The 25011-nt window shown below is 64.9% G+C and carries 22 protein-coding genes and 1 pseudogene; 9 read left to right on the forward strand and 14 right to left on the reverse strand.

The genetic code is table 11. From position 1 onward, the window contains the following. Positions 1–319: pseudogene (locus tag AC628_RS30180) on the forward strand (hypothetical protein); the annotation flags it as partial. A 167-nt stretch (positions 320–486) separates the two neighbouring features. Here AC628_RS30180 and AC628_RS30185 read toward each other — a convergent pair. From AC628_RS30185 to lepA, 4 genes are all read right to left on the reverse strand, one after another. Continuing rightward, complete coding sequence (locus tag AC628_RS30185) at positions 487–1659, reverse strand: acyl-CoA dehydrogenase family protein (protein WP_074130435.1); 1173 nt, start codon at positions 1657–1659, stop codon at positions 487–489. A gap of 136 nt (positions 1660–1795) precedes the next feature. After that, entirely contained in the window at positions 1796–3022 is a 1227-nt protein-coding gene (locus AC628_RS30190; protein WP_074130437.1) for an MFS transporter, read from the reverse strand. A gap of 151 nt (positions 3023–3173) precedes the next feature. After that, complete coding sequence (locus AC628_RS30195; protein WP_074130439.1) at positions 3174–3509, reverse strand: hypothetical protein; 336 nt, start codon at positions 3507–3509, stop codon at positions 3174–3176. Positions 3510–3715: 206 nt separating this feature from the next. After that, positions 3716–5527 carry a translation elongation factor 4 gene (lepA, locus tag AC628_RS30200; RefSeq protein ID WP_074130441.1) on the reverse strand — a complete coding sequence of 604 codons (1812 nt, stop codon included), beginning with the start codon at positions 5525–5527 and terminating at the stop codon, positions 3716–3718. Positions 5528–5689: 162 nt separating this feature from the next. Here lepA and AC628_RS30205 point away from each other — a divergent pair, with 162 nt between their 5' ends. From AC628_RS30205 to AC628_RS30215, 3 genes are all read left to right on the forward strand, one after another. Continuing rightward, positions 5690–7063 (forward strand): YARHG domain-containing protein, encoded by a 1374-nt coding sequence (locus AC628_RS30205; protein ID WP_074130442.1) that lies wholly within the window; start codon positions 5690–5692, stop codon positions 7061–7063. Further along, positions 7064–7831, forward strand: a complete 768-nt coding sequence (locus AC628_RS44890; RefSeq protein WP_210190280.1) for a M15 family metallopeptidase — start codon at positions 7064–7066, stop codon at positions 7829–7831. A gap of 173 nt (positions 7832–8004) precedes the next feature. Further along, positions 8005–9618 (forward strand): glycosyltransferase family 39 protein, encoded by a 1614-nt coding sequence (locus tag AC628_RS30215; RefSeq protein ID WP_074130444.1) that lies wholly within the window; start codon positions 8005–8007, stop codon positions 9616–9618. Between the two features lie 157 nt (positions 9619–9775). On the opposite strand, the gene AC628_RS30220 is transcribed toward AC628_RS30215, so the two are convergent. From AC628_RS30220 to AC628_RS30240, 5 genes are all read right to left on the reverse strand, one after another. After that, positions 9776–10102: an HPr family phosphocarrier protein gene (locus tag AC628_RS30220; RefSeq protein WP_074130446.1), complete on the reverse strand. Its 327-nt coding sequence runs from the start codon at positions 10100–10102 to the stop codon at positions 9776–9778. Then, the gene (locus AC628_RS30225; protein ID WP_021076632.1) at positions 10099–10500 is read right to left on the reverse strand and encodes a PTS sugar transporter subunit IIA; all 402 of its coding nucleotides are present in this window, start codon (positions 10498–10500) and stop codon (positions 10099–10101) included. Before AC628_RS30225 ends, AC628_RS30220 begins: the two co-directional genes overlap by 4 nt. A gap of 214 nt (positions 10501–10714) precedes the next feature. Continuing rightward, positions 10715–11155: an HPr kinase/phosphorylase gene (locus AC628_RS30230; protein WP_074130448.1), complete on the reverse strand. Its 441-nt coding sequence runs from the start codon at positions 11153–11155 to the stop codon at positions 10715–10717. Beyond that, positions 11152–12960, reverse strand: coding sequence for a sensor histidine kinase (locus tag AC628_RS30235; RefSeq protein WP_074130449.1), 1809 nt, complete (start codon positions 12958–12960; stop codon positions 11152–11154). The genes AC628_RS30230 and AC628_RS30235 overlap by 4 nt, the downstream gene beginning before the upstream one ends. 110 nt (positions 12961–13070) lie before the next feature. Next, the gene (locus AC628_RS30240) at positions 13071–13772 is read right to left on the reverse strand and encodes a response regulator transcription factor (protein ID WP_016843287.1); all 702 of its coding nucleotides are present in this window, start codon (positions 13770–13772) and stop codon (positions 13071–13073) included. 237 nt (positions 13773–14009) lie between these two features. Between AC628_RS30240 and AC628_RS30245 the strand changes: the two genes are divergently transcribed. The 3 genes from AC628_RS30245 to AC628_RS30250 all read left to right on the forward strand — a co-directional run bounded on the left by AC628_RS30245 (position 14010) and on the right by AC628_RS30250 (position 17236). Beyond that, entirely contained in the window at positions 14010–14744 is a 735-nt protein-coding gene (locus AC628_RS30245) for a HugZ family pyridoxamine 5'-phosphate oxidase (RefSeq protein WP_074130451.1), read from the forward strand. 148 nt (positions 14745–14892) lie between these two features. Beyond that, positions 14893–15219: a hypothetical protein gene (locus AC628_RS43250; protein ID WP_143201879.1), complete on the forward strand. Its 327-nt coding sequence runs from the start codon at positions 14893–14895 to the stop codon at positions 15217–15219. 400 nt (positions 15220–15619) lie between these two features. After that, entirely contained in the window at positions 15620–17236 is a 1617-nt protein-coding gene (locus AC628_RS30250; RefSeq protein WP_074130453.1) for a phosphoenolpyruvate carboxykinase, read from the forward strand. Between the two features lie 227 nt (positions 17237–17463). On the opposite strand, the gene rocF is transcribed toward AC628_RS30250, so the two are convergent. The 3 genes from rocF to AC628_RS30265 form a co-directional block, all read right to left on the reverse strand. Beyond that, the gene (gene rocF, locus AC628_RS30255) at positions 17464–18441 is read right to left on the reverse strand and encodes an arginase (RefSeq protein ID WP_074130455.1); all 978 of its coding nucleotides are present in this window, start codon (positions 18439–18441) and stop codon (positions 17464–17466) included. A gap of 102 nt (positions 18442–18543) precedes the next feature. After that, entirely contained in the window at positions 18544–19362 is an 819-nt protein-coding gene (locus tag AC628_RS30260) for an acyl-CoA thioesterase (RefSeq protein WP_074130461.1), read from the reverse strand. 255 nt (positions 19363–19617) lie between these two features. Beyond that, a complete protein-coding gene (locus AC628_RS30265) occupies positions 19618–22128 on the reverse strand; it encodes a glycogen/starch/alpha-glucan phosphorylase (RefSeq protein WP_074130456.1) in 2511 nt (836 codons plus the stop codon). A 293-nt stretch (positions 22129–22421) separates the two neighbouring features. Here AC628_RS30265 and AC628_RS30270 point away from each other — a divergent pair, with 293 nt between their 5' ends. Continuing rightward, complete coding sequence (locus tag AC628_RS30270; RefSeq protein ID WP_074130457.1) at positions 22422–22655, forward strand: hypothetical protein; 234 nt, start codon at positions 22422–22424, stop codon at positions 22653–22655. 281 nt (positions 22656–22936) lie between these two features. On the opposite strand, the gene AC628_RS30275 is transcribed toward AC628_RS30270, so the two are convergent. Continuing rightward, a complete protein-coding gene (locus AC628_RS30275) occupies positions 22937–23227 on the reverse strand; it encodes a GIY-YIG nuclease family protein (protein ID WP_074130458.1) in 291 nt (96 codons plus the stop codon). 186 nt (positions 23228–23413) lie between these two features. On the opposite strand from AC628_RS30275, the gene AC628_RS30280 reads away from it, so the two are divergent. After that, positions 23414–23845, forward strand: coding sequence for a hypothetical protein (locus AC628_RS30280; protein ID WP_074130459.1), 432 nt, complete (start codon positions 23414–23416; stop codon positions 23843–23845). A 19-nt stretch (positions 23846–23864) separates the two neighbouring features. Here the strand turns inward: AC628_RS30280 and AC628_RS30285 are convergent, their stop codons facing one another. Next, the gene (locus AC628_RS30285) at positions 23865–24647 is read right to left on the reverse strand and encodes a DUF2865 domain-containing protein (protein ID WP_245321400.1); all 783 of its coding nucleotides are present in this window, start codon (positions 24645–24647) and stop codon (positions 23865–23867) included. Positions 24648–25011: the final 364 nt, after the last annotated feature.

Raw genomic sequence — 25011 nt, forward strand, 5'->3', positions numbered from 1 at the left:
ATGGGGGCCGAATTTTTACCCCGTGATTAATTTGGACGAGTGCGCGGCGGCCGACTTCTTAAGATTCGAGACTTTCGACAACTATTGCGTTGCGATGTTCTCATTCGACGAGTTGCAAAGTCATTTTGCATTCCGTGAGCAAGTTGATTTCAGCGTCCGATCGCCACGCTTCCTCGAAGCCGTCGCGTCCCAAGATGATATTTTTTTGGTCGAGGACGATGACCAAGTCAGGTTTGATCGAGCGCGCTTCAACGAGAAGGTCATGACGCGGTGGGAAGAACTGGAAGTTCGCCGCATCCATCCCAAAAGCGATGCTTAAGTTCTGAAGTGGAGATGCTCTGGAATAGCAGCAGACCGACGAAATGTCGGCTTCTGGCCCCAAAACCGATATGTCGTCATCACCCGGCGATCTCCGATTTCACGAGGCGCAGCCGACGTGGCGGATGTATGAGCACGGGCTCTCGTTCCATCTGACTTCATCGCGCCTTAGCGCGCCGTCGGCGGGGCGGAGAGATTGCCCGCCAGGATCGCCTTGCCGGCGTCCTCATACTGGGTGTCGCGGGCCTGGATCTGCTGGGCGATCGCGTGCATGTCGCGAAACCGTCGCTCGAACGGATTCTTGGCGAACACCGCGGTTGCGCCCGACATGTGATAGGCGATGTCGACCACTGCGGCCGACTGGTGGATGGTCCAGGTCGAGGCGATGCGGATCGCGACGCGGTGCGCCTCGCTGATCGGATCGCCGCGCGACAGATCGCGCCAGACGTCGTGGGCGGTCGCGTACAGATAGGCGCGCGCGGCGCGCAGGCTCGCCTCGGTGCGGCCGATCTGGCCCTGCACGGCGTTGTTGTCGCGCATCGCTTTGAGGCCTTGCGGGGTCTTGCCGCGGGCAAGCTCGGTCGCCGCATCCAGCATGGCGCGGGCGACGCCGAGCGCAGTCGCAGCGAAGCCCATGCTGAACACCATGTTGGTGGAGAGCTTGTAGAGCGGCCCCGGCTCGCGGCACGCGCTGGGATCGTCGCGCAGCGCGGCGAATTTGTCCGGGATGAAGAGGTTGTCGACCGAATAGGAATCGGTGCCGGTGCCCTTCAGGCCGATCACGTCCCAGACGTCATACATTGTGGCTGACGACATCGGGAACAGGATGGTGCGGATCTCCGGCGAGCCGTCGGCCTTCTTGCGCGGCGAACCGTCGGCCTCGATGACGCGGACATGGGCGCCGAGCCAGCTCGCCTGCCGCGAGCCCGAGGCGAAATCCCAGCGCGCGCTGGCGCGATAGCCGCCGGGCTCGGCGCGGACCTCGTGGGCGATCGCGCCCCAGGCCAGGATGCCGGGCGCGGTGTTGAAGATCTCGTGGGCCACGTCGGGCTCGAGATAGGCCGCGGTCATGGCGCAGACGCTGCACTGGCCGAGGCACCAGGCGGTCGATGCGTCGGCCTTGGCGATCTCCTCCTGCATCTGCATGAAGGCGTCCAGCGTCGCCTCGGCGCCGCCAAAACGCTTCGGCAGCAGCGCGCGATACAGCCCGTTCTCGACCAGGGCCGCGGTGACGGACGGCGTCAGCCGCCGGGTCCGTTCGATCTCGTCAGCTTCAGCGATGATCAGCGGCGCCAGCGCGCGCGCCCGCTCGACAAGGTCTACTCCCTGCGGCTTGTTCATGCGTGTCCTCGGCCCGTTCTGACATTCTTGTTCGGGGCGCGCGCGATGGTGACCCATCCGGCAGGCGAGGGCAAGGCGGGACGGCGCCGGTCAGCTATCCATCACCGACGCGCGAGCGTGGCGAATGCATCCGCGCTCAGGCGGCGGCGCGGCCGAGATCGAGCGAGGGCTGACGCTTGGTCGAGAAGCTCAGCGCGACGGCGACCGCGGCGAGGCCGATCGCGAAGGAACCGGCGTGCAGCCATGTGTAGCCATGGAACGTGTCGAACACGTAGCCGCCGGCCCATGGCCCGAGCGCCATGCCGAGGCTCGCAAAGGCCGACACCGCGCCGAACACCGTGCCCATGATTCGCGCGCCGAAGAACTCGCGCACCAGCACGGCGTAGAGTGGCATCACGCCGCCATAGGCGAGGCCGAACACGACCGACAGCGCGTAGAACTCGCCGAGCTGCGCCACCGCGAGATACGTCGCGATCGACAGCGCCTGCACCAGGAGGCCGCCGACCAGCACCGGCTTGGCGCCGAGCCGATCCGCCAGCACGCCGAGCAGCAGACGGCCGCCGAGCCCGGAGAAGCCGGCGAGGCTGTAGACGGTCACCGCGGTGAGCGGTGCGATGCCGCAGACCATGGCGTAGGACACCATGTGGAAGATCGGCCCCGAATGCGCCGCGCAGCAGGCGAAATGCGCCAGCGCCAGCGTGATGAATTGCGGCGTGCGCAGCGCCTGCGCCACGGTCCATTCGGTTTGCGGCGCGCTCGCGGCGGTCGTCATCGCAACGTTCGTTCCCTGCGGCGCCGGGCGCACCAGGAACGATGCGGGGATCAGCAGCACCCATGCGGCGATGCCGATGACGAGCATCGCGAAGCGCCAGTCATAGGCCGTGATCAGCCAGCTGGCGGAGGGTGCGACCGTCAGCGGCGAGACGCCCATGCCGGCCGACACCAGGGCGACGGCGAGGCTGCGATGCTTGTCGATCCAGGCGCTCGCGAGCGCCATCATCGGCGCGTAGAAGCTGCCGGCGGCGATCCCGATCAGCACGCCGAAGCACAGCTGGAATTGCCACAGGCTCTGCGCCTGGCTTGCCGTCACGAGGCCAAGCCCGAGCAGCAGGCTGCCCGCCAGCACCACGATGCGAGTGCCAAAGCGGTCGGACAACGCGCCCCAGGCGAACGCCGCAAAGCCCATGCAGAGGAAATCCAGCGTCGCCGCCGCCGATACGCCGGCGCGCGACCAGCCCATCGCATCCGAGATCGGCTGCAGGAACACCGCGAGCGACAGCATGGTGCCGAAGCCGACACAGGTCATCAGCGCGCCCGCGCCGACGACGACCCAGCCATAATCGAAGCGAGCGGCTTTGCTCATGCGTTTCCCCGGCGCTGTTGTCTTTTGTGGTGCGCGCAGGGAGGATGGTGGCCTATCCGGGGTCCAGGGGCAATATGACGGGCAACATGCCTCTCATTCCGGGATCAGCGGATTGTGAGTTGCGTGCGCAAGATGTCGCAGCGACGCGCGGCTACCCGCACTGCCAGGCCCGTCCGATCGGTGTCCAGACCCAGCACGGGCCGTAGCTGCCGCCATTGTAGCGTCCCCCGCCATGGAATCCGGGGCGGCCGAAGTAATGCCAGTCCCCGCCATACCAATATTGCGGTGAAAAGTCCGGGTAGCCACGCGCGGCGCCGCGCGGGCCGAGCACCGGAATGGTCTGATTGGGCGGCTGCCGATAGCCGGGCAGGAATCCATAGCCATGCCAGCGGGTGCTGCCGTGCCGCATTTTCGAGGAGGCGGCCGAGCTCAGGTCCGGCTGCAACAAGGCAAGGATGACGACAAGGAGGGACAGGATGCGCAACATGAGCGGAGCTTAGTCGGGCCGCCCCACGATGGCGATTCAAATCATGGTGCGCTTTGTTGCTGTGACAAGAACGGGCAACACGCGCGCCGGCGGCGGCGCGTCGGCTATCCGCCTCCGGCTACTTTGCATGGGGTTGTTTTCGAGATTTTCGGTTGGGCGGGACTGGCGCGGTTGTTGTCAAGCTGGCGACAGTTCGTGACGGCGCCTCAGCTATCCACCTTGAGCGCGGCGATGAAGGCTTCCTGCGGAATGTCGACCTTGCCGAACTGCCGCATCTTCTTCTTGCCTTCCTTCTGCTTCTCCAGAAGCTTGCGCTTGCGCGTGATGTCGCCGCCGTAGCACTTCGCGGTGACGTCCTTGCGCAGCGCGCGCACGGTCTCGCGCGCAATCACCTTGCCGCCGATCGCCGCCTGGATCGGGATCTGGAACATGTGCGGCGGGATCAGCTCCTTCATCTTCTCGACCATGGCGCGGCCGCGGCCCTCGGCGCGGGTGCGGTGCACCAGCATCGACAGCGCGTCGACCGGCTCGGCATTGACCAGGATCTGCATCTTGACGAGATCCGCCGGCTTGTAGTCGGTCAGATGATAGTCGAACGAGGCGTAGCCCTTGGAGACCGACTTCAGGCGGTCGTAGAAGTCGAACACCACCTCGTTGAGCGGCAAATCGTATTTCACCATCGCGCGGGAGCCGACGTAAGTGAGCTCCTTCTGCGAGCCGCGGCGGTCCTGGCACAGCTTCAAGACGCTGCCGAGATATTCGTCGGGGGTGAGGATGGTGGCCTCGATCCACGGCTCCTCGATCTCGGCGATCTTGACCACGTCGGGCATGTCGACGGGGTTGTGGATCGAAATCTCCTGTCCGTCGGTCAGATGCATCTTGTAGATCACGCTCGGCGCGGTCGCGATCAGATTGAGGTCGAATTCGCGCGACAGCCGCTCCTGGATGATTTCGAGATGCAGCAGCCCGAGGAAGCCGCAGCGGAAGCCGAAGCCGAGCGCCGCCGAGGTTTCCATCTCGTAGGAGAAGCTGGCGTCGTTCAGGCGCAATTTACCCATCGCGCCGCGCAGTGTTTCAAAGTCGTTGGCGTCGGCCGGAAACAGGCCGCAGAACACGACCGGGATCGCCGGCTTGAAGCCCGGCAGCATCTGGCTGATTGGCTTGCGGTCGTCGGTGATGGTGTCGCCCACTCTTGTGTCGGCGACTTCCTTGATCGCGGCGGTGATGAAGCCGATCTCGCCGGGACCGAGCTCGTCGACCTGCTCCATCTTCGGCGTGAAGAAGCCGACGCGCTCGACGTCATAGGCCGCGCCGGTGCCCATCATGCGGATGCGGTTGCCCTTCTTCATGGTGCCGTCGACCACGCGGATCAGGACGACCACGCCGAGATAGACGTCGTACCAGCTGTCGACCAGCAACGCCTTCAAGGTCGCGTCGCGGTCGCCCTTCGGCGGCGGCAGGCGGGTGACGATCGCTTCCAGCACGTCGGGCACGCCGACGCCGGTCTTGGCCGAGATCATCACCGCATCCGACGCGTCGATGCCGATCACGTCCTCGATCTGCTGCTTGACCTTCTCGGGCTCGGCCGCGGGCAGGTCGACCTTGTTCAGGACCGGCACGATCTCGTGATTGTTGTCGAGCGCCTGGTAGACGTTGGCGAGCGTCTGCGCCTCGACGCCCTGGCTGGCGTCGACCACGAGCAGGGAACCCTCGCAGGCCGCCAGCGACCGCGAGACCTCGTAGGCGAAGTCGACATGGCCGGGCGTGTCCATCAGATTGAAGATGTAATCCTTGCCGTCCTTGGCGCGGTAGTTCAGCCGGACGGTCTGCGCCTTGATCGTGATGCCGCGCTCGCGCTCGATATCCATCGAATCGAGCACCTGCTCCTTGCCCGCCATTTCACGATCCGACAGGCCGCCCGTCATCTGGATCAGGCGGTCGGCGAGGGTCGATTTGCCATGGTCGATATGGGCGACGATGGAGAAGTTGCGGATGTTCGAAATCGGGGCAGTTGTCATGGGGCGCGGGATAGCACCCGCACCCCCGCGCGGGCAACCATATTGCGGTATTTTGCAGGGGTGTGACGGCGAATCACGGGGGTGTTTCCGGCGGGGTTGCAATGATCGATTTCCGGGCATGTTTCTGCTAGGTCTGGCGGCCCGAAATTCGTGGATTTGACGATGCGCTGGACCCTTCTCGCCGCCGGATTGCTCGCCATGTTGTTCGCGGCGCCCGCGGCCGCCGACAAGCGCGTGGCGCTGGTCGTCGGCAATTCCACCTATCAGAACGTGTCGCGGCTGCAGAACCCGAAGAACGATGCGCAGCTGGTGGCCGAGACGCTGCAGCGGCTGGGCTTTGCGCTGGTCGGCGGGCAGGCCCAGGTCGATCTGGACAAGGCCGGTTTCGATGCCGCGATCCAGCGCTTCGGCAGCCAGCTGATGGGCGCCGACGTCGCGCTGTTCTATTACGCCGGCCACGGCATCCAGGTTCGCGGCACGAATTATCTGGTGCCGGTGTCGGCGAACCCCACGCGCGAGGCCGATGTCGATTTCCAGATGGTCGATGTCGGGCTGGTGCTGCGGCAGATGGAAGGCGCGGGCACGCGGCTCAACATCGTCATCCTCGACGCCTGCCGGAACAATCCGTTCGGCGGGCGCGGCTTGCGCGCCGCCGACGGCGGCCTCGCCCAGATCCGCGCGCCGGAGGGCACGCTGTTGTCCTATGCGACCCAGCCGGGCAACGTCGCGCTGGATGGCGATGACGGCCACAGCCCCTACACGCGCGCGCTCGTCGACACCGTGCAGAAGCCCGGGCTCGACGTGCTGCAGGCGTTCAATCAGGTCGGCCTCGTCGTCAAGCGCGCCACCGGCAACGCGCAGCAGCCCTGGGTCTCGACCTCGCCGATCGACGGCTCGTTCTATTTCGCCGGCAACGCGCCGGCGCAGGTTGCGACCGCCGATCCGCCGGCAACGGTGATCCCGCCGCAGCAAAGCCTGCCGCCGCCAAGCGCGTCGCCGCCGGCGCAGCAAGCAGCGCGCACGCAATCGGATTTCATCATTCCGGATTCCGACAGCCGCCTGCTGACGGAGGGCGACCTGCGGGCGCTCAGCAAGGAGGATCTGCGGATCGCCCGCAATGAGATCTTCGCGCGGCGCGGACGCTACTTCAATGCGCCGGACCTGACCGCGCGGTTCAGCAGCTTCGCCTGGTACGTGCCCCGCTCATGGGATCCGCCGCTCAATGCGATCGAGAGCGCCAATGTCGCATTGATCGATCGCTTCGAATCCGGCGGCGGCGCAGCCCCAAGCGGTTTCATCTTCCCGGATTCCGACCGGCGGCTGCTGACGCCTGCGGATCTGCGGCGGCTGTCGCGGGACGAGTTGCGGATCGCGCGCAACGAGATCTTCGCCCGCCGCGGACGCTATTTCGATTCCGCCGATCTCAAGGCGTATTTTTCGCGCTTTCCCTGGTATGTGCCGAACAGTTGGAATCCGACGCTGAACGCGATCGAGGAGGCCAACGTGGCGCTGATCGATCAGGTCGGGAAGCGCTGAATGGCCGCGCACGGGACGGCCTGCATCGTTGCCTTGCTGGCGCTGCTGCCGCCGCTTGCGCATGCTCAGAGCAAGAGCGAACTGCTCGACCGCCTGGTGCAGGCCTATCCCGATGCGCTCGCCACCCATGACGACACCACGGTCACCTGGCGCGATGGCACGGTGATGCCGGTCGACGACGGCATCTCCGACAAGCCGTTCGATCAGATGCTGCGCAATGCATCGATCTTCGATCAGATGCGGCAACCCTATCCGGCCGGGCCGACGCCGCCGCCGGCGGTAAATGCCGATCCCGGCCGCTTCCGCAACGAGGCCTTCTTCAAGAAGATGTATGGCGACTGCAATACCGCCGAGGTCAGGCGGAACCTGGTGACGATCAGCTGGCTGCCGAAATCCTGGGGCAAGCCGGTTCAGGTCACACGGGTCAACGGCGTGGCCGAACGGCTGAAGCAGGTTTCCGCAGAGATCGACGCGCTCGACCCGGCGCTGCGCGCCGCGGCGTTTCCGATCGCGGGTGTGCTATCTTGTCGCGCCGTCGCCGACACCGGGCGGATGAGCATGCATGGCTACGCGGCCGCGATCGACCTCAACCTGAAAGTCTCGGACTACTGGCTGTGGGCGGGGAAAGGTAAAACCATCCCCTACAAGAACCGGATGCCGCAAGAGATTGTCGACATCTTCGAGCGTCACGGCTTCATCTGGGGCGGCAAGTGGTATCACTACGATACCATGCATTTCGAGTACCGGCCCGAGCTTCTCGAAAAGTGAACCGGCGCATTGGAGGCGTTCTCACGCCAAGCTGATTTCACTGGCCACAAAAACGCGCTAAAGCGCGCCGAAGTGCTGGTGAGCAATCACTCATCGCACGTCCGCTTCCACTCGGTATGATCGCTCCGGAAAGCCACGCTCCACTTTTCCGGGTCATGCCTCAGGCACAGGCCATGTCGACCGCTTCCATTCTTCCTGCCGCCCGGCGCTCCACCCGCAGGCTGACGATCCGGCGGATCGCCGCCTGGATTGCCTCGCGCGCCATCGATCCCCGGACCAGCCTGTGGTTCGTGATCGGCTTCGCACTGGTCCACGCGGTGCTGTGGACCTTGATCCTGGTCAAGCTCAAGGCTGCGCAGGACGTCCATATGGACGTCGCGGAGGCCTATGCCTGGGGCCAGCGCTTCCTGCTCGGCTATGGCAAGCATCCGCCGCTGTCGGGCTGGATCGCCGGGGTCTGGTTCAGGATCTTCCCCGTCACCAACTGGTCGACCTATGCGCTCGCGATGGCAACCGTCAGCTTCGCGCTGGTCGTGTGCTGGCTGATTGCGCTGCGCGTCGTCGATCGCCGCCGTGCATTCTTCATGGTGGTGATGCTCGCGCTCTACCCGATCTTCAATTTCAAGGGCTTCAAATACAACGCCGACCTCGCGCAGCTGGTGCCGCTGCCGCTGCTGGTGCTGGCCTATCTGAACGCGTTCGAGAAGCGCAGCTTCAAATCGGGTCTCTGGCTCGGCTTTGCCGGCATGCTGGCGCTGATGACCAAGTACTGGGTGGTGACGATGATCGGCGCCATCGGGCTTGCTGCATTGATCCATCCGCAGCGGATGCAGTTCCTGCGCTCGCCGGCGCCATGGGTTGCGATCGGCACGATGATCGTGGCGATGATTCCGCATCTGGTCTGGCTGGAGGAGGTGAACTTCGTGCCGTTCACCTATGCCGGCGACGTCTATGCGCTGTCGAGCCGGGAGCTCAACGTCCAGCTCGTGATCGGCTACATCCTGCACAATCTCGGGCTGCTCGCGATTCCCATCGTGCTGGGCCTCATCGCGCTGCTGCTGGGGTCGGTGCCGTGGCGGCCGTCGGACGTGCTGGCGCGGATCTGGTCGCGCGGACCCAATCCGGCCGTTAACCTTCCGCAGGCGCTCAACGTCTGGATCATCCAGCTGATCGTCGCGATCGGGCCGCCGCTCGGCGCGCTGGCATTCACCGTCTATATCAAGACCGATTGGGGCATCCCGCTGTTCTTCCTGGTGCCGCTTGCGCTGGTTGCGATCCCCTCGCTTCGCTTCCCGCGCATGGCGCTGTTCTCGATCATTGCGGTCTGGCTCGTGGCCACGATCGCAACGCTGATCGCCGCGCCCGGCATCGCCACGCAGGAGATCGCGTCCAACCGTATCGGTGGCTCGACCTACGCCGCGCGCTCCGAGCTCGCGCGTGAGCTCACCCAGACCTGGCAGGACAGATTCCATTCACGCTGGGCGGTGGTCGTCGCACGCTCCGACATCGGCGAGCCGATGACGTTCTACAGTCCGGATCATCCGGCCTCGCTGGTGCCGGGTGAAGCCTGGACGTCGGGGCTGACGTCGCTCGATGAAGCCAAGCGCCTCGGCTTCGTCGGCGTCTGCGACACCACCGATCCGGTGTTCCTGCAGCCATGCGAGGCCTGGATGGCCGAGCATGCCAAGAATGCCGAGCCGGTGGTGATGACCACCATGCGCTTCTTCAACGGCCATCCCGGCCCGTCGACGGTGTGGAAGGTCTATCTGGTGCCGCCGGCGAAGTAGCTTTCGCTCAGAGTCCGCGAATCTATCAACCTCGTCATTGCGAGGAGCGATAGCGACGAAGCAATCCATGCTTCCGCGCATGCCGTGCGATGGATTGCTTCGCTTCGCTCGCAATGACGGGACGGATAAAACACGGCCGCCCAGGGCGGCGCGGCACCTAGGTGCCTTCCTCGTTGAACTTGCTGGCGACGAGTTCGGCGATGGCGTCGAGTGCTTGTTGCGCCTCGTCGCCTTTCGCTGACACCACCACGGTGGTGCCGGGCCCCGCGGCCAGCATCATCAGGCCCATGATCGAGGTGCCGCCGACGGTCTCGCCGCCGCGCGTGACCCAGACCTCGGCGTTGAAGCGCTCGACCAGCTGGACGAATTTCGCCGACGCCCGCGCGTGCAGTCCGCGCTTGTTGACGATCAGCAGTTCACGCGAAATGGCGCCCGCAGGCACGCCCGGGCCGACATGATTTGCGCCCGGGGCCTCGTCGCTCATTTGCCTGCGAGAACGCGGCTGGCGATGGTGACGTATTTGCGGCCGGCTTCCTGCGCCATCGCGATCGCGTCGGGCAGCGAACGCTCCTCGCGAACCTTGGCAAGCTTGACCAGCATGGGAAGATTGATGCCCGCGAGCACTTCCACCTTCGGGCGGCTCATGCAGGAGATCGCGAGATTCGACGGCGTGCCGCCGAACATGTCGGTGAGGATCGCAACGCCGTCGCCGCTATCGACGCGGTTCACCGCTTCGATGATGTCGCTTCGACAGAGATCGGAATCGTCCTCGGCCCCGATCGTAATTGCTTCAATTTGTTTCTGCGGACCCATAACGTGTTCGAGCGCCGCTCTGAACTCGTCGGCAAGGCGCCCATGGGTCACCAGCACTAGACCAATCATCGGAAACTCCTCGCGGGCGCCCTTTGGTGCACCGCACGAACGCGCCACTTTGACCATCCAGAGGCCCTGCGCAAGAGGGCATCTTGGCTAGTCTCCCGGTTCCTGGCGGTAGAGAGGGGAGGCTGCGCCGGCAAAATCCGACGCGATAGTGGATGTGATATGGTTACCAATTCCCTTCCCACAATTGGCCGCAAGATTACGGGACCATGAACTTTCAGGTTGTCGTCAGCGCGGCGACAACCAGCGGCAGGGGTTGAAAGCCGGCTAGCACGGGAATTCGCGGTATCTCAACACCATTTAGGCTGATCTTGAGCGCTTCGGGCGACGGCAGCCGCTCGGCATCGTCGGCGGCAAGGTCGACGACCAAGCCGACCACGGCCTCGTCCGCGAACGGGCAATGGCGGATTCCGAGGCCCCGAATCTCGATCAGACCGGCCAATTGCCGGGCCGGGCGAACCCACAATTGTTCGCCGGCTGTGTCGAGATGGACACGGTCATCCCCCACCAAAATGGCCGGCGGGAGCGCTCCGGTGCGCCCGGCGAGAATCAGTTCGAAGGCGAGGCGCGACTTGCCGGCGCCCGACGGGCCGCGGATCAGCACCGCACGCTCGCCGACCAGAACAGCGGATGCGTGCACGCTTGAATTGTCGCTCATAGTGTCGGCAGCCTGACCACGAAACGAGCGCCGGCCACGGTGGGATTGCCGTCTTCGTCCGCAGGACCCGGCCGGTTCTCGGCCCAGATCCGTCCGCCATGCGCCTCGATGATCTGCTTGGAGATCGAGAGCCCAAGGCCGGAGTTCTGGCCGAAGCCCTGGTGCGGCCGGTCGGTGTAGAAGCGCTCGAAGATCCGCTCCAGCGCGTCCTCGCCGATACCGGGCCCGTCGTCGTCGACCACGATCTCGACCTCGCCGCGGGTGCGGCGGCAGACGATGCGTACCTTGTCGCCCGGCTTGGAGAACGATTGCGCGTTCGACAGCAGGTTCGAGATCACCTGGCCGAGCCGGGAATCATGGCCGGGCACCGAGAGCGTATCGGTCGGTCCGCGGCCCTCGAAGCGGGCTTCGACGGCAACGTCGTGGCCGAGCCGCGTCTCGTTGGCGACGCCGGTCAACGTGGTCAGCAGCCGGCGCAAATCGACCGGCGCCATATCCTGGCGCTGCATTTCGGCATCGAGCCGGCTCGCATCCGATATGTCGGAGATCAGACGGTCGAGCCGCTTGACGTCATGCTCGATCACGGCGAGCAGCCGCGCGCGGCTGTTCTCGTTGCGCGCCAAGGGCAGTGTCTCGACCGCCGAGCGCAGCGAGGTCAGCGGGTTCTTCAGCTCATGGGCGACGTCGGCGGCGAACATCTCGATCGCCTCGATGCGGCTGTAGAGCGCATTGGTCATGTCGCGCAGCGCGCCCGAGAGATGCCCGATCTCGTCGCGGCGTCCGGTGAAGTCGGGAATCTCGACGCGGGTCTGGATGCGGTGACGGACGCGCTCGGCGCTTTCGGCGAGCCGCCGCACCGGACCTGCGATCGTGCTTGCGAGCAGCAGCGACAGCATGATCATGACGGCGGACGCGACCCCGCCGATCTTGAGGATGGCGAGGCGCTCGGACATCACCAGCTGGTCGATGTCGTCGCCCTGCGTCGTCAGCATCAACGCGCCGCGCACGGCGCGGAAATGCTGCACCGGAACCGCAACCGAGACGATGATCGCGCCGCGGTCGGTGACGCGTACCGCGCTGCCCTTCATGCCCTCGAGCGATTGCGCGACTTCGGAATAACCCTTGCCGCCTTCGGGGCCGAGCTCGCGGTAGATCGGCAGGTCGCCGCGGTTGAGCCAGGTCTTGATCGTGGCCTTGGTCTTCTCATACAGCGACGGCTTCTCGGACGGCGGCGGCAGCTCCATGCGCAGCACGTCGCCGCGTGCGAACAGATTGCGGCTGTCGAGGATCAGCCCGCCGTCGCGGTCGAAGATGCGGGCCCGCGTCTTGGTCGGTGCGATCAAACGGCGTAGGGTCGGCGCGACGCGCTCGGGATTGATCGGGAAGTCTGCCGATTCATCCGGCTGGCCGAAACTCTCGCCGGGCTTGAGGTCGAGCAGCCGGTCCGGATCGATGGTGACGGTGTTGCCTTCGACGGTCGCGGATGCCGCGATCGCCTCCGAGATGATCTCGGCATAGACCAGCAGGCTCTGGGTGCGCGCCTCGATCAGGCCGGCGCGAAATTGCGAGAGATAGAGGATGCTGGCGACCAGCGCGACGAGGCCGGCAAGGTTGAGCGAGACGATGCGGCGCGTCAGGCTCGAGAACGACAGCGCGAAGAAGAACTGACCGGCGCGGCGCGGCCAGCCGAGCGGGCGGCGCCAGCCCTTGTCCCGCGCCAGATCGTCGGCCACGGCCTCTTGATCGAGGAGCTGCGAGGCGTCCTCGGTATTCAGGCCCTGCTCGAGCTGCGTTCGATCAAGCACTGGCAAAGCTGCCGGTTGGTATGGATGTCGTCCCGCGAAGCAGATGGTTGCCCGAGCTTACCCCAGCCGTGCGGAGCCTGTCAGTTAACAAGCCGCCCGGGAGGCGCAGATCAGGCTTCCTTGAAGCGATAGCCGACGCCGTACAGCGTCTCGATCATCTCGAAGTCGTCGTCGACCACCTTGAACTTCTTGCGCAGCCGCTTGATGTGGCTGTCGATGGTGCGGTCGTCGACATAGACCTGGTCGTCATAGGCCGCGTCCATCAGCGCGTTGCGGCTCTTTACGACGCCGGGGCGGGTGGCAAGCGCCTGCAGGATCAGGAATTCGGTCACGGTCAGCGTCACCGGTTCGTTCTTCCAGGTGCAGGTGTGGCGCTCCGGGTCCATCCGCAGCAGGCCGCGGTCGAGTGCGCGGGCGTCCGGCTCCTTCGGCGCGGCGGTCGGATCCTTGGGCTGGCCGCGGCGGAGCACGGCCTTGACGCGTTCGACCAGCAGGCGCTGCGAGAACGGCTTGCGGATGAAATCGTCGGCGCCCATTTTCAGGCCGAACAATTCGTCGATCTCTTCATCCTTGGAGGTGAGGAAGATCACCGGCAGGTCGGATTTCTGGCGCAGCCGGCGCAGCGTTTCCATGCCGTCCATGCGCGGCATCTTGATATCCAGGATCGCAAGATCGGGCGGCGACGTACGAAACCCATCCAGCGCCGACGCACCGTCCGTATAGGTCATGATGCGATAGCCTTCGGCTTCAAGCGCGATCGAGACCGAAGTGAGAATGTTGCGGTCGTCGTCGACCAAGGCGATTGTGGGCATGAGCTGCTTTCACAATGAGAGTGGCTTAAACGGCGGGCACTCTGGCGTCGCGCCGTGGAATTGGGCTTCGAACGCGGTCAACGAGCAATGCAAGCTAGGCTGAAGTGTGACCGAGTTCCGCAAAAAACGCTCTGCGACCCACGCGTTGGACCCCCATATAGCACCCTGAGACCGTGAGAAAAGGCCCTTTTTTCAAAGGGAACCGCCCGATTCGCCCCAAAATGACCCGATAGGCCCATGCAACCGACCGCCGACTTCGATCCTGCCCACCTTGCCCGCTCGCTGCTGCGCCGCAGTCGCCAGGGCGCGCTCGCCACGCTGATGGCCGGGTCCGGCGATCCCTATTGCTCGCTGGTCAACCTCGCCAGCCATCCCGACGGCTCGCCGATCCTGCTGATTTCCCGACTGGCGCTGCACACCAAGAACATCCTGGCCGACAGCCGGGTGTCGCTGATGCTGGACGAGCGCGCCGCGGGCGATCCGCTGGAAGGCGCCCGGATCATGCTGGCCGGGCGGGCGGAAGAGGTCGCCGATGCCGAGCGGGAGCTCGCCCAGCGGCGCTACCTCTGTGCCCATCCGTCGGCGGAAGCCTTTGTGGAATTTAAGGATTTTTCGTTCTTCGTGATCCGGCCGGGCGGTGCCCATCTGGTCGCGGGATTCGGCCGCATCGTCGACCTCAAGCCGGCGCAGTTTCTGACTGATCTCGGCGGTGCTGACGCGCTGCTGGAGGCCGAGCCCGGCGCGGTGGCGCATATGAATGAGGACCACCGCGAGGCGATGAACCTCTACGCCACGCGGCTGCTTGGCTCTGACAGTGCCGACTGGCTGTGCACCGGCTGCGATCCCGACGGCATGGACATGCAAGCCGGCCGTGCCACGCTGCGACTGGATTTCCCGGAGCGGGTCAGCAACGGCACCGAACTGCGCAAGATGCTGGTGCGGCTCGCCGGCGAAGCCCGCGCCAAGGGATAGGGCAGCACCTGCTGCCGACACCGAAGGCGGCGCTGCGCCCGGCGAGGCATCGTGTCGCATGATGCGGTTGCCTGCGCCTTCGCCTGGGCCCGATTGCGGTGTCTCTGATAGCGCGATCATTTCGCGCCGGTGCGTCGCGCCATCGCTGATGGCTTCGACGCGGATGCGAGAATCTCCGCTGCCCGCTGCATCGGAAAATCAGTGGGATTGCGAGGCTCACGCCGCGACGATGCGCGGGCCTCAGGCGCTGATTGCGTTACCATCGATCGTGACGGCCAGCGATCTTGTTGTGTCATGTGCACGGCGCGTTGCGGAACATTCGCCGATGCCGGGCATTGAAGTTACCCAGCCTCGACGACGGCATGTTGAGCTCAATCGAATGCTCAACGCCGAGCAGATGGTGCTATCCGCGTGCAACACGATCGTGGGCGACATGCTCGGCAGTGCAGCGCAGCGTCAACTCGCGGCAGTCTAATTCAACGACACATCCTCAGCGCGAAACGCATACCCGGCATTCCCCTTGTTTTATGCCGGCAATCAGCGCACGCACACGCCGATCGCTGGCACTCTTTGTGCATCGCAAGGCCTCGTTCGTAGCGGGAAAGGCGACGAAACGTCGCCCGATCGCGGCGAAAACAATGCGAAAGCGAAAGCAAAGCGAAAGCGTTTCGCGCTGCGGTATTTGCGCCAGATGATGTACCCCGGTTGGAATAAACCAAAAGCCGTTCGACTGGCTTGGCAAGCCCGGCGATCCCCACTATTAGGTCGCCGGACCGGGGCCGAGAGGCTATATTCTGATGACGGTCATCACCGCGACGGGGCGCGACTAGCGACATTCGCGCGAACAAGGATACGCGGGTTCGAGGAGGTTCTTCGTGCAAGAGACGGGCGTGCATAACGGTGCCTTCGGCGCCGACAAATTCGGCTTAAAAAATCTCAAGGGCGTGCATTGGAACTATGGTGCGCCGCAGCTCTACGAGCATTCGTTGCGCAATGGCGAAGCGGTGCTCTCGGCCGACGGCGCGCTCTGCGCGGATACCGGTGAGTTCACCGGCCGCAGCCCGAAGGACAAGTTCACGGTTCGCGACGGCCTGACCGACAAGAGCATGTGGTGGGCCGGCAACCAGTCGATCACCTCGGAGCAGTTCGCGACGCTGCATGCCGACTTCCTCAAGCATGCCGAAGGCATGACGCTGTTCGCGCAGGATCTCTATGGCGGCGCCGATCCGAAGCATCGCATCAAGACGCGCGTCTTCACCGAGCTCGCCTGGCACTCGCTGTTCATCCGCACGCTGCTCATTCGTCCCGAGACGTCGGAGCTCGCGAGCTTTGTGCCGGAACTGACGATCATCGATCTGCCGAGCTTCCGCGCCGATCCGAAACGTCACGGTGTGCGTTCGGAGAACGTCGTCGCGATCGATTTCGCCCGCAAGATCGTCCTGATCGGCGGGTCTTATTATGCCGGCGAAATGAAGAAGAGCGTGTTCACCACGCTGAACTTCTATCTGCCCGAGAAGGGCGTGATGCCGATGCACTGCTCGGCCAATGTGGGCCCCGATGGCGACACCGCGATCTTCTTCGGTCTCTCCGGCACCGGCAAGACCACGCTGTCGGCCGATCCCAAGCGCACGCTGATCGGCGATGACGAGCATGGCTGGAGCGAGGACGGCGTCTTCAATTTCGAAGGCGGCTGCTACGCCAAGTGCATCAAGCTGTCGGGCGAAGCCGAGCCGGAAATCTACGCCGCCAGCAAGCGCTTCGGCGCGGTGCTGGAAAATGTCGTGCTCGGCGCGAACGACCGCGTGCCGGATTTCGACGACGGCTCGAAGACCGAGAACACCCGTTCGGCCTATCCGCTCGATTTCATTCCGAACGCCTCGCGCACCGGCCGCGCGCCGCAACCGAAGAACGTCGTGATGCTCGCCGCCGACGCGTTCGGCGTGATGCCGCCGATCGCCAAGCTGACGCCGGCGCAGGCGATGTATCACTTCCTGTCCGGCTACACCGCGAAGGTCGCCGGCACCGAGCGCGGTCTCGGCAATGAGCCGCAGCCGGAATTCTCGACCTGCTTCGGCTCGCCGTTCCTGCCGCGCGATCCGTCGGTCTACGGCAACATGCTGCGCGAGCTGATCGCCAAGCACAATGTCGATTGCTGGCTGGTCAACACCGGCTGGACCGGCGGCAAGTACGGCACCGGCCGCCGCATGCCGATCAAGGTGACGCGCGCGCTGCTCACCGCGGCGCTGAACGGCTCGCTGCGCAACGCCGATTTCCGCACCGACAAGTATTTCGGCTTCGCGGTGCCGACCTCGCTGCCGGGCGTCGAGCCGCACATCCTCGATCCGATCAAGACCTGGGCCGACAAGGTCGAGTTCGACAAGACCGCCCGTGCGCTGGTCGGCATGTTCCAGAAGAACTTTGCCAAGTTCGAAGCGCAGGTCGACGCCGAAGTCCGCGCCGCCGCGCCGGAAGTGAAGCTGGCGGCGGAGTAATCCACGCAAGCGATACGCGATTGGAAAAGGCGGCCCTCGTGGCCGCCTTTTTTGTTTTGGTTGGATATCCAGCAGGGAAGCACACTGTGCGTCCCGTCACCCTGAGGTGCGAGCGGAGCGAGCCTCGAAGGGTGCACGGCCACAGTGCGGCCGTCGACCCTTCGAGACGCGCGCTAGGGCGCGCTCCTCAGGTGACGGGTCGGAAACGGTGTGCATTCCGCGGTCGGCTATTCCCCCATCTCCGGCAGCACCGCGTTGCTCGGCGTCTGCCGGTCGGTGATCTGCAGGCCGAACAGGCTGCCGATCAATTCCACCGCGACGCGGGCGGTGCGGCCGCGCTCGTCGAGGAACGGATTGAGCTCGACGATATCGAGCGAGCGCACCAGTCCGGAATCGTGCAGCAGCTCCATGATGAGATGGGCCTCACGATAGGTCGCGCCGCCCGGCACCGTGGTGCCGACGCCGGGCGCGACCTCGGGATCGAGGAAGTCGACATCGAACGAGACATGCAGCACGCCGTTCTTCGCCCTGACGCGGTCGATGACGCGGCGGGTCAGCACGGCGACGCCGAACTCGTCGATCTGGCGCATGTCGGCGATCGAGACGTTGCGCTGCCGCAGCAGCTTGCGCTCCAGCGGATCGACCGAGCGGGTGCCGATCAGGTCGAGCTGATCCGGCGGGATCGAGGCGCGTGGCAGCCCGCCGAGCAAATCGTCGAGGCCGGGCTCGCCGCACAGGAAGGCTGCCGACATGCCGTGCATGTTGCCGGTGATGGTGGTGGCCGGGGTGTTGTAGTCGGCATGCGCGTCGACCCACAGCGCGAACAGCGGCCGGCCTTTCTCTCGCCAGTAGCGCGCGACACCGTTGATCGACCCCATCGACAGCGAGTGATCGCCGCCCATGAAGATCGGGATCGCCCCGGAATGCGCTAGCCAGTAGGCGCGCTCCGAGAGGGCGCGGGTCCAGGTCTTCACCTCGTCGTAGAATTTGGTGTTGGCCGGCACCGGGCTGTCGGCAACGACGGCCGGGATCGCAAGGTTGCCGTGGTCGTCGACCTGGAAGTCGAGCTGCTCGAGTAGGCGCGCGATGCCCGCGGTGCGCAGCGCATCCGGTCCCATCAGCGGACCGGGCTGCGACGCGCCGATCTCGATGGGAACGCCAAGTAGCGCGATGCGCGAGGGCTTTGAAGTGTCGGCTTCGGACATGCGGCAGTGCTCCCAAAGGCGTGGAACAGAAGCGACACGCCAATGTTCCTCCAACCCTTGAAATAGGCAATCCGGTCCTAGCAGACCAATGTGGATATTTGGCTACGCCTTGAAGTAAGCGATCTGCGTCGTGGTCGCGAGCAGGCGGCCGGAGGGCGACCACAATTCGCCGTGCTGGTCGCCGTAGCTCTTGTGGAAGTTCTTGGCATCGGCCGTGGCCAGCACGCGGGTGGTATCCTCGGTATCGAGGTCGGCCGCATCGGCGTGGAAATAGGTCGTCAGCGACACCGTGCCGAACGGCACCAGCTCATGCCGCGCGTGGAAGACGCGGCCGAAGAACGCGTCCGACATCGACGTCAGCGACAGCGCATCGAGCTTGCGCGGCATGCGGTCGGCGATCCAGAGCTTTGAATAGGGGCTCGACGGCTCCGTCGCGGCGCCGCCGCCGAACTTCGGCTCGCCCTCGGCGAAGCGGAAATCGTACTGGTTGGCCCAGGTCATCTTAAGCTTCGGATAGGACCGCAACTGTTCGAACGGCACGGCGCCGGGAAACTCCGCCGGCTGGTGCGACCACGAGGACCGCCGCTCGGCGAACACGGCGGTCGCCAAGGTCGCGACCTCGCCGCCGCCCTGCGTCATCTCGACCGACCAGTGCTGGCTCGAACGGTTGGCCTTGACCAGACGGACATCGAGATCGAACACGCCCTCGGCGACCGGCGCGCAGTAATTGACCGTCAGCGCCAGCGGATCGCCCGCGCGCTGCGGGTGCTGCATCAAGGCGCGCAGGATGGTCGCCGCCGTGCAGCCGCCGAACGGGCCGACGAAGGCCCAGTAGTCCGGGCTGGTGCGCCCCTGCCAGCGGCTGTCGCCGGCGGTCACGGCGGTTGCTTCATCGAACAAATGCGGGGTCTTGGTGAGCATGAAAGTCCCTAATTCGAATTCGTCTGCCGTCATTGCGAGGAGCCACCCGGTCCGGCCTCCGGCCGGCCGGATGACAGGCTCCGCGACGAAGCAATCCATGGCTCCGCAAATGTGGAGCGATGGATTGCTTCCACCTTCGCCAAGGCTTCGGCGGACAAGTCGCTCCGCTCGCAATGACGCTGCTGCAACAGCAGTAGCCCAGCGACCGCGCCGAATTCAATGACGTCAGACGTAATCGATTTCCGCGACCCGGGATTATCCCTTCGCCTCGCGCTGGTTGCCGAGCTGCGGCGAGGCGCTCGGGTGCACCGGCACGTGCCAGATGTCCTCGGCGTATTCGCGGATGGTGCGGTCGGAGGAGAACCACGCCATGCGCGCGACATTGAGGATCGAGGCACGGGTCCAGGCCGGGGGCACCTGCCAGCGCGCGTCGATGCCGCGCTGCGCGTCATAGTAGGAATCGAAGTCGGCGGAGACCATGTAATGGTCGAGGTAGCGCAGCGCGTGCCCGATCGAGGCGAAGCGCGCGGCGTCGCCGGGCGAGAACTCGCCGCTCTCGATGGCGCGGATCGCGCGCTCGAGCCGCGGCGATTTGCGGATCACGTCAGAGGCATCGAGCCCCTGCTTGCGGCGGACCATGACGTCGCCCGCCTCGAGGCCGAAGATCGCGATGTTCTCGGGTCCCACCGCGTCGCGGATCTCGATATTGGCGCCGTCGAGCGTGCCGATGGTCAGCGCGCCGTTCAGCGCGAGCTTCATGTTGCCGGTGCCGGAAGCCTCCATGCCGGCGGTCGAGATCTGCTCGGACAGATCGGCGGCGGGGATGATGACCTCGGCAAGGCTGACATTGTAGTCGGCGAGGAAGGCGACCTTCAGTCTGCCGCCGAGCGAAGCGTCATTGTTGACGATCTCGGCGACGTCGTTGATCAGCTTGATGATCAGCTTGGCGTAGCGGTAGCTCGCCGCCGCCTTGCCCGCGAAGATCTTGACCCGCGGCACCCAGTTCGCACCTGGATTGTCCTTCATCGCGTGGTAGAGCGCGATCGTCTCCAGGATGTTGAGCAGCTGCCGCTTGTATTCGTGGATGCGCTTGATCTGCACGTCGAACAGCGCCGATGGGTCGAGCTTGATGTTGTTGCGCTCGTTGACCAGCCGCGCCAGCGCCAGCTTGTTGTGATGCTTGACGTCGCGGAAGCGCTTCTGGAATTCGAGGTCGCTCGAATGGGCCTCGAGCCGCTCGAGCAGCGAGAAGTCGTCGAGCACGGCCTCGCCGCAGGCCTCGCGCAGCAGCTCAGTCAGCCGCGGATTGGCCAGCATCAGCCAGCGGCGGAAGGTGATGCCGTTGGTCTTGTTGGTGATGCGCTGCGGATAGAGATGATGGAGATCGTGGAACACGGTCTCCTTCATCAGGTCGGAATGCATCGCCGAGACGCCGTTGATGCGATGCGAGCCGACGAAGGCGAGCTGGCCCATCCGCACGCGGCGGCCGCTGCGCTCGTCGATCAGCGACACCGAGGCGCGGTATTCGATGTCGCCGGGGAAGCGCTCCTCGGCGAGCGCGAGATGAGCCACGTTGATGCGGTAGATGATCTCGAGATGGCGCGGCAGCAGCCGCTCGAACAATTCGACCGGCCAGGTCTCGAGCGCCTCCGGCAGCAGGGTGTGGTTGGTGTAGGACAGCGTCGCGACCGTGATCTTCCAGGCCTCGTCCCAGCGGAAATTGTGCAGGTCGACCAGGATGCGCATCAGCTCGGTGACCGCAAGGCTCGGATGGGTGTCGTTGAGCTGCACCGCCGCCTTCTGCGCGAGGTTGCGCAGGCCGCCGTCGGAGGCGAGGTGCCGGTTCACCAGATCCTGCAGCGAGGCCGAGACGAAGAAATACTCCTGGCGCAACCGGAGCTCGCGGCCCGCCGCGCTCTCGTCGTTCGGATAGAGGAATTTGCAGATCGCCTCCGCGCGCGCCTGCTCCGCGCTGGCCGAGACGTAGTCGCCGGTGTTGAAGACGTCGAGCTTGAGCGGATCGGGCGCATGCGCCGACCACAGGCGAAGCGCGTTGACGTGCTGGCCGCGCCAGCCGACGATCGGCGTGTCGTAGGCCATCGCCTCGACGGTTTCCGCCGGATGCCAGGTGGCGCGGTCGCGGCCGCGCTCGTCGACATGCTCGACATGGCCGCCGAAATGGACGTTGTAGACCACCTCCGGCCGCTGGAATTCCCAGGGGTTGCCGAAGGCGAGCCATTCGTCGGGATATTCCTGCTGCCAGCCATGGTTCATGATCTGGCGGAACAGGCCGAAATCGTAGCGGATGCCGTAGCCGGTTGCCGGGATCGCCAGCGTCGCCATGCTCTCCATGAAGCAGGCCGCGAGCCGCCCGAGGCCGCCATTGCCGAGCGCCGCGTCCGGCTCGCATTTGCGCAGGTCCGAGAGATCGACGCCGAGGTCGCCAAGCGCGGCCTCGAACAGCGGCAGCAGCCCCATATTGTTCAGCGCGTCGGTGAACAGCCGGCCGATCAAGAATTCCAGCGAGAGATAATAGACGCGTTTGGAGCCGGCATCGTAGGTCTGCTTCTCCGCCGTCAGCCAGTGGTGCACGATGCGGTCGCGCAGCGCCAGCGCCGCCGCCTTGTACCAGTCGCGTCTGGTCGCAATGGTGGCGTCCTTGCCGATCGCAAGCCGCAGCTTGGCCAGGATCGCGCCCTTGATCTCGGTCAGCGCCAGTTCGTCGATCGGCTGGTTCAATGCCGGGTAGTTTGTCAATTCCTGCAACGCTCAATCCCTGCCGTTCAGACGGGAACCTGATGCCGTGGCAGGCATCATGCTCTCGTCGCCTTGTTTGAGCATGGTCCTCGGAAATCCGGTTCCCGCGGTTTTCCGATCGCACTCCAGCGCAATGATACGCGCGTTGCGTGGCAATCGAAACCGGAACGATACCACACACAGCGCTGCCGAGATTTTATGCAAGGACCGGGCCGCTCCGGGAACCTTCCGGAGAAGTCCGCGCGGGTCTACGATAGGCTGCGAAACGCGAGATTTTGCGACGATTTAGCGGAGGATGCGTGATGAGGCTATTGATCGAGATCGCGGCCGCGGCATTGCTCGTCGTGTGCATCACGGCGACCAGCGCAGCCTATGCGGCGGGCAAAGCGGGCCGCAGCGCCGACGGCCTGACGTGCGGCTTCAGCGTGGCGCAGAACGCATCGCCGGCCGCGCGCTGTGCCGCGATCAAGCGGCAATGCGGCGGCAAGTTCTACGCGAATGCCTGCGGCGACAAGCTGCTGTCGGCGGCGAATTGAGCCGCCGCGCAGCGCGTTTTCTCGCGAATCGGGAACACCGTGGTGATACGGATTCCCAGAACTTAAGAAGTTCTTTAAAACCACACCTGTCGCCCGTGGGGCGGGCACATTTTTTAGCTCCGACGCATTTCATTCCGAAGCAATTTTCAACGGGCCGCTGACCTAGTCAGCGGCCCGAATTGCTTTGGGGGCGCGCGCTTCGCAACCGCTCTTTCATGAGGCGAAAGCAGTCACCGCAAATTCGTCGCCCCGGCGAAGGCCGGGGCCCATAACCACAGCCGTCAGAGAAGATGGGACAGGTCGTTCCACTCCGGATTGTCTTGCTCGATGAGGCGAATCTTCCAGTCGCGGCGCCATTCCTTCAGCGCTTTTTCCCGGGCGATCGCCTCTTGTGGTGTTGCGTAGACCTCTACGTAAACCAGTCGCGTGACGTCGTACTTCTTGACGAATGGTGAGCCGTGTCCAGAGCGATGGAGCGTAAGCCGATTGCGAAGATCGTTGGTGACGCCGATGTAGAGTGTCCCATGGCGACGGCTCGCGAGGATGTAGACGTAGTAGACTGCGGCATCCATTCGGGGCACCGGTCACCTGTGATGTCCGATTGCGGTGGTTATGGGCCCCCGGCCTTCGCCGGGGCGACGCTCTATTGATGGCATCAGAACGAATTAAGAACACTTTAGCAAGTCTTTGATATATCATTATGATTCGGCGCTGTGCCGATACAATATCTAGGGTCCCCCAGCCTTCGCGAGGACTACATGTCCACCATCGCCTTCGATCAGTTCGCTCTCACCCGCATCGCGGATTTCGCCCGCTCGCTGTCGCGGCTGCATCTGGCCTCGCGGCGCCAGCCGATCGATGACGACCAGCTCGACCGCGAGTTCAACGCGGTCTGCATGTCGATCTGGGGCTACACCACGGATGATTTCAGCGACGAGCTGTTTTCGCTCGAGGATCACGCCTGGCTCGACTCGCTTGACGAGGCGCATGCGCGCCTGTTCGCCGCCGAGCAGGGGTACGACCTGGTCGACGACCACGGCATGCTGACGGATTGGTGGGGCTATTGCTGGATGATCCTCGCCGAGAAGCGCGGCATCCTCAATCCGGAGAACCGCGCCGCCGCGCGCGCCGCGATCGAGGAGAAGTACATGGCCGCGCCGAACGTGATCGGCGTGATCGTGGCGCGCTGATCAGCGCAGCTCGAAGGCGTCAGTTCGCCTCGGCCCGCTTGGCGGGTTTTGCCGCGTTGCCCTTCGGCACGACAGACGACGGCGCAGGCGGCGCGACGTCGCGGCCGCTCTCCGGCAACGGCGTGTCGCCGGCGAGCTCGGCGCTGACGGGCGCGACCTTCATTTCGCCGAGCCGCGCGCGGACCTGCGCGGTCAATCCGGGATAGGAGGCGACCGGCGTGAAGTCGAACGACTGCTCGTTGCCGACGCGAACGCCGGTATAGGCGACCAGGCCGTCGGTGGTCGCGATCACGTCGCCGGCCTTCAGCGAGGCATCGAGCGCAAGGTCGACCGGCGCGAGTCCGGCCGGGTCGCGGCCGTTGCAGGTGCAGTCGGCGCGCAGCGCCTTGCGATAGGCGAAGGCGTTCTCGCTGTCGGCATAGCGCTCACCCGTGGTCGATGCCGAGCTGTCGATGTGGCTGCCGTAATAGACCTTGGTCGCGCTCGCCGGACAGAAGGCCTGGCAGAGCTGCGCCGGCGTCGCGTTGCCGCGCATCGTCAGCGGAAAATATTTGCCGTCGCAGCTGCGCACGCAATAGGCCGGTCCGGAACCGGCCACCCGCGGTGCCGAGGCGGGGGTGGATGTCTGCCGCTCCGGCTGCTGGTTGAGGCCGAACGGATCGGCGAAGAAGTTGGCTTGCGGCGGGGCCTGCCGGCCCTGCTGCTTCTGGGAACCACCGAAGAAGAAGTCGAACAGCCCTTCGGCCGAGACGGGAGCGGGCACGACCAGGATGGAACCCGCAAAGGCTGCGGCGGCAAGCATCACACAGCGCCGCACGCGCCGATCACTCAACTCTGTACGCAACGCCAACTCCACCCGACGCGCCGCGGCGGCAAGGTGCCCCGGCGGGTTCACCCTAAGGCGGGATGGTAAACGAGCGATTGATTGAGCGTGACGGCGTCACAAGAAGAAGGCGGAGTCGCGCGAATATCCCTCGCTTGCGGCAGGCTATCGCATATGAGGTTTGAGGTGCGACGGCATCGGTACTGCGCTCCCTCTCCCGCTTGCGGGGGAGGGTCGGGGTGGGGGCTCTCTCCGGTACGAACCGGGCTGAGTCCTGACGTTTTAGACCGGGTTGATTCCTGACAGGCAAAGCTTCGTCTGATTCGAGGGAGGATCGGACGAT

It is taken from the genome of Bradyrhizobium sp. NAS96.2, from assembly GCF_001908235.1.
Classification (GTDB): Bacteria; Pseudomonadota; Alphaproteobacteria; order Rhizobiales; family Xanthobacteraceae; genus Bradyrhizobium.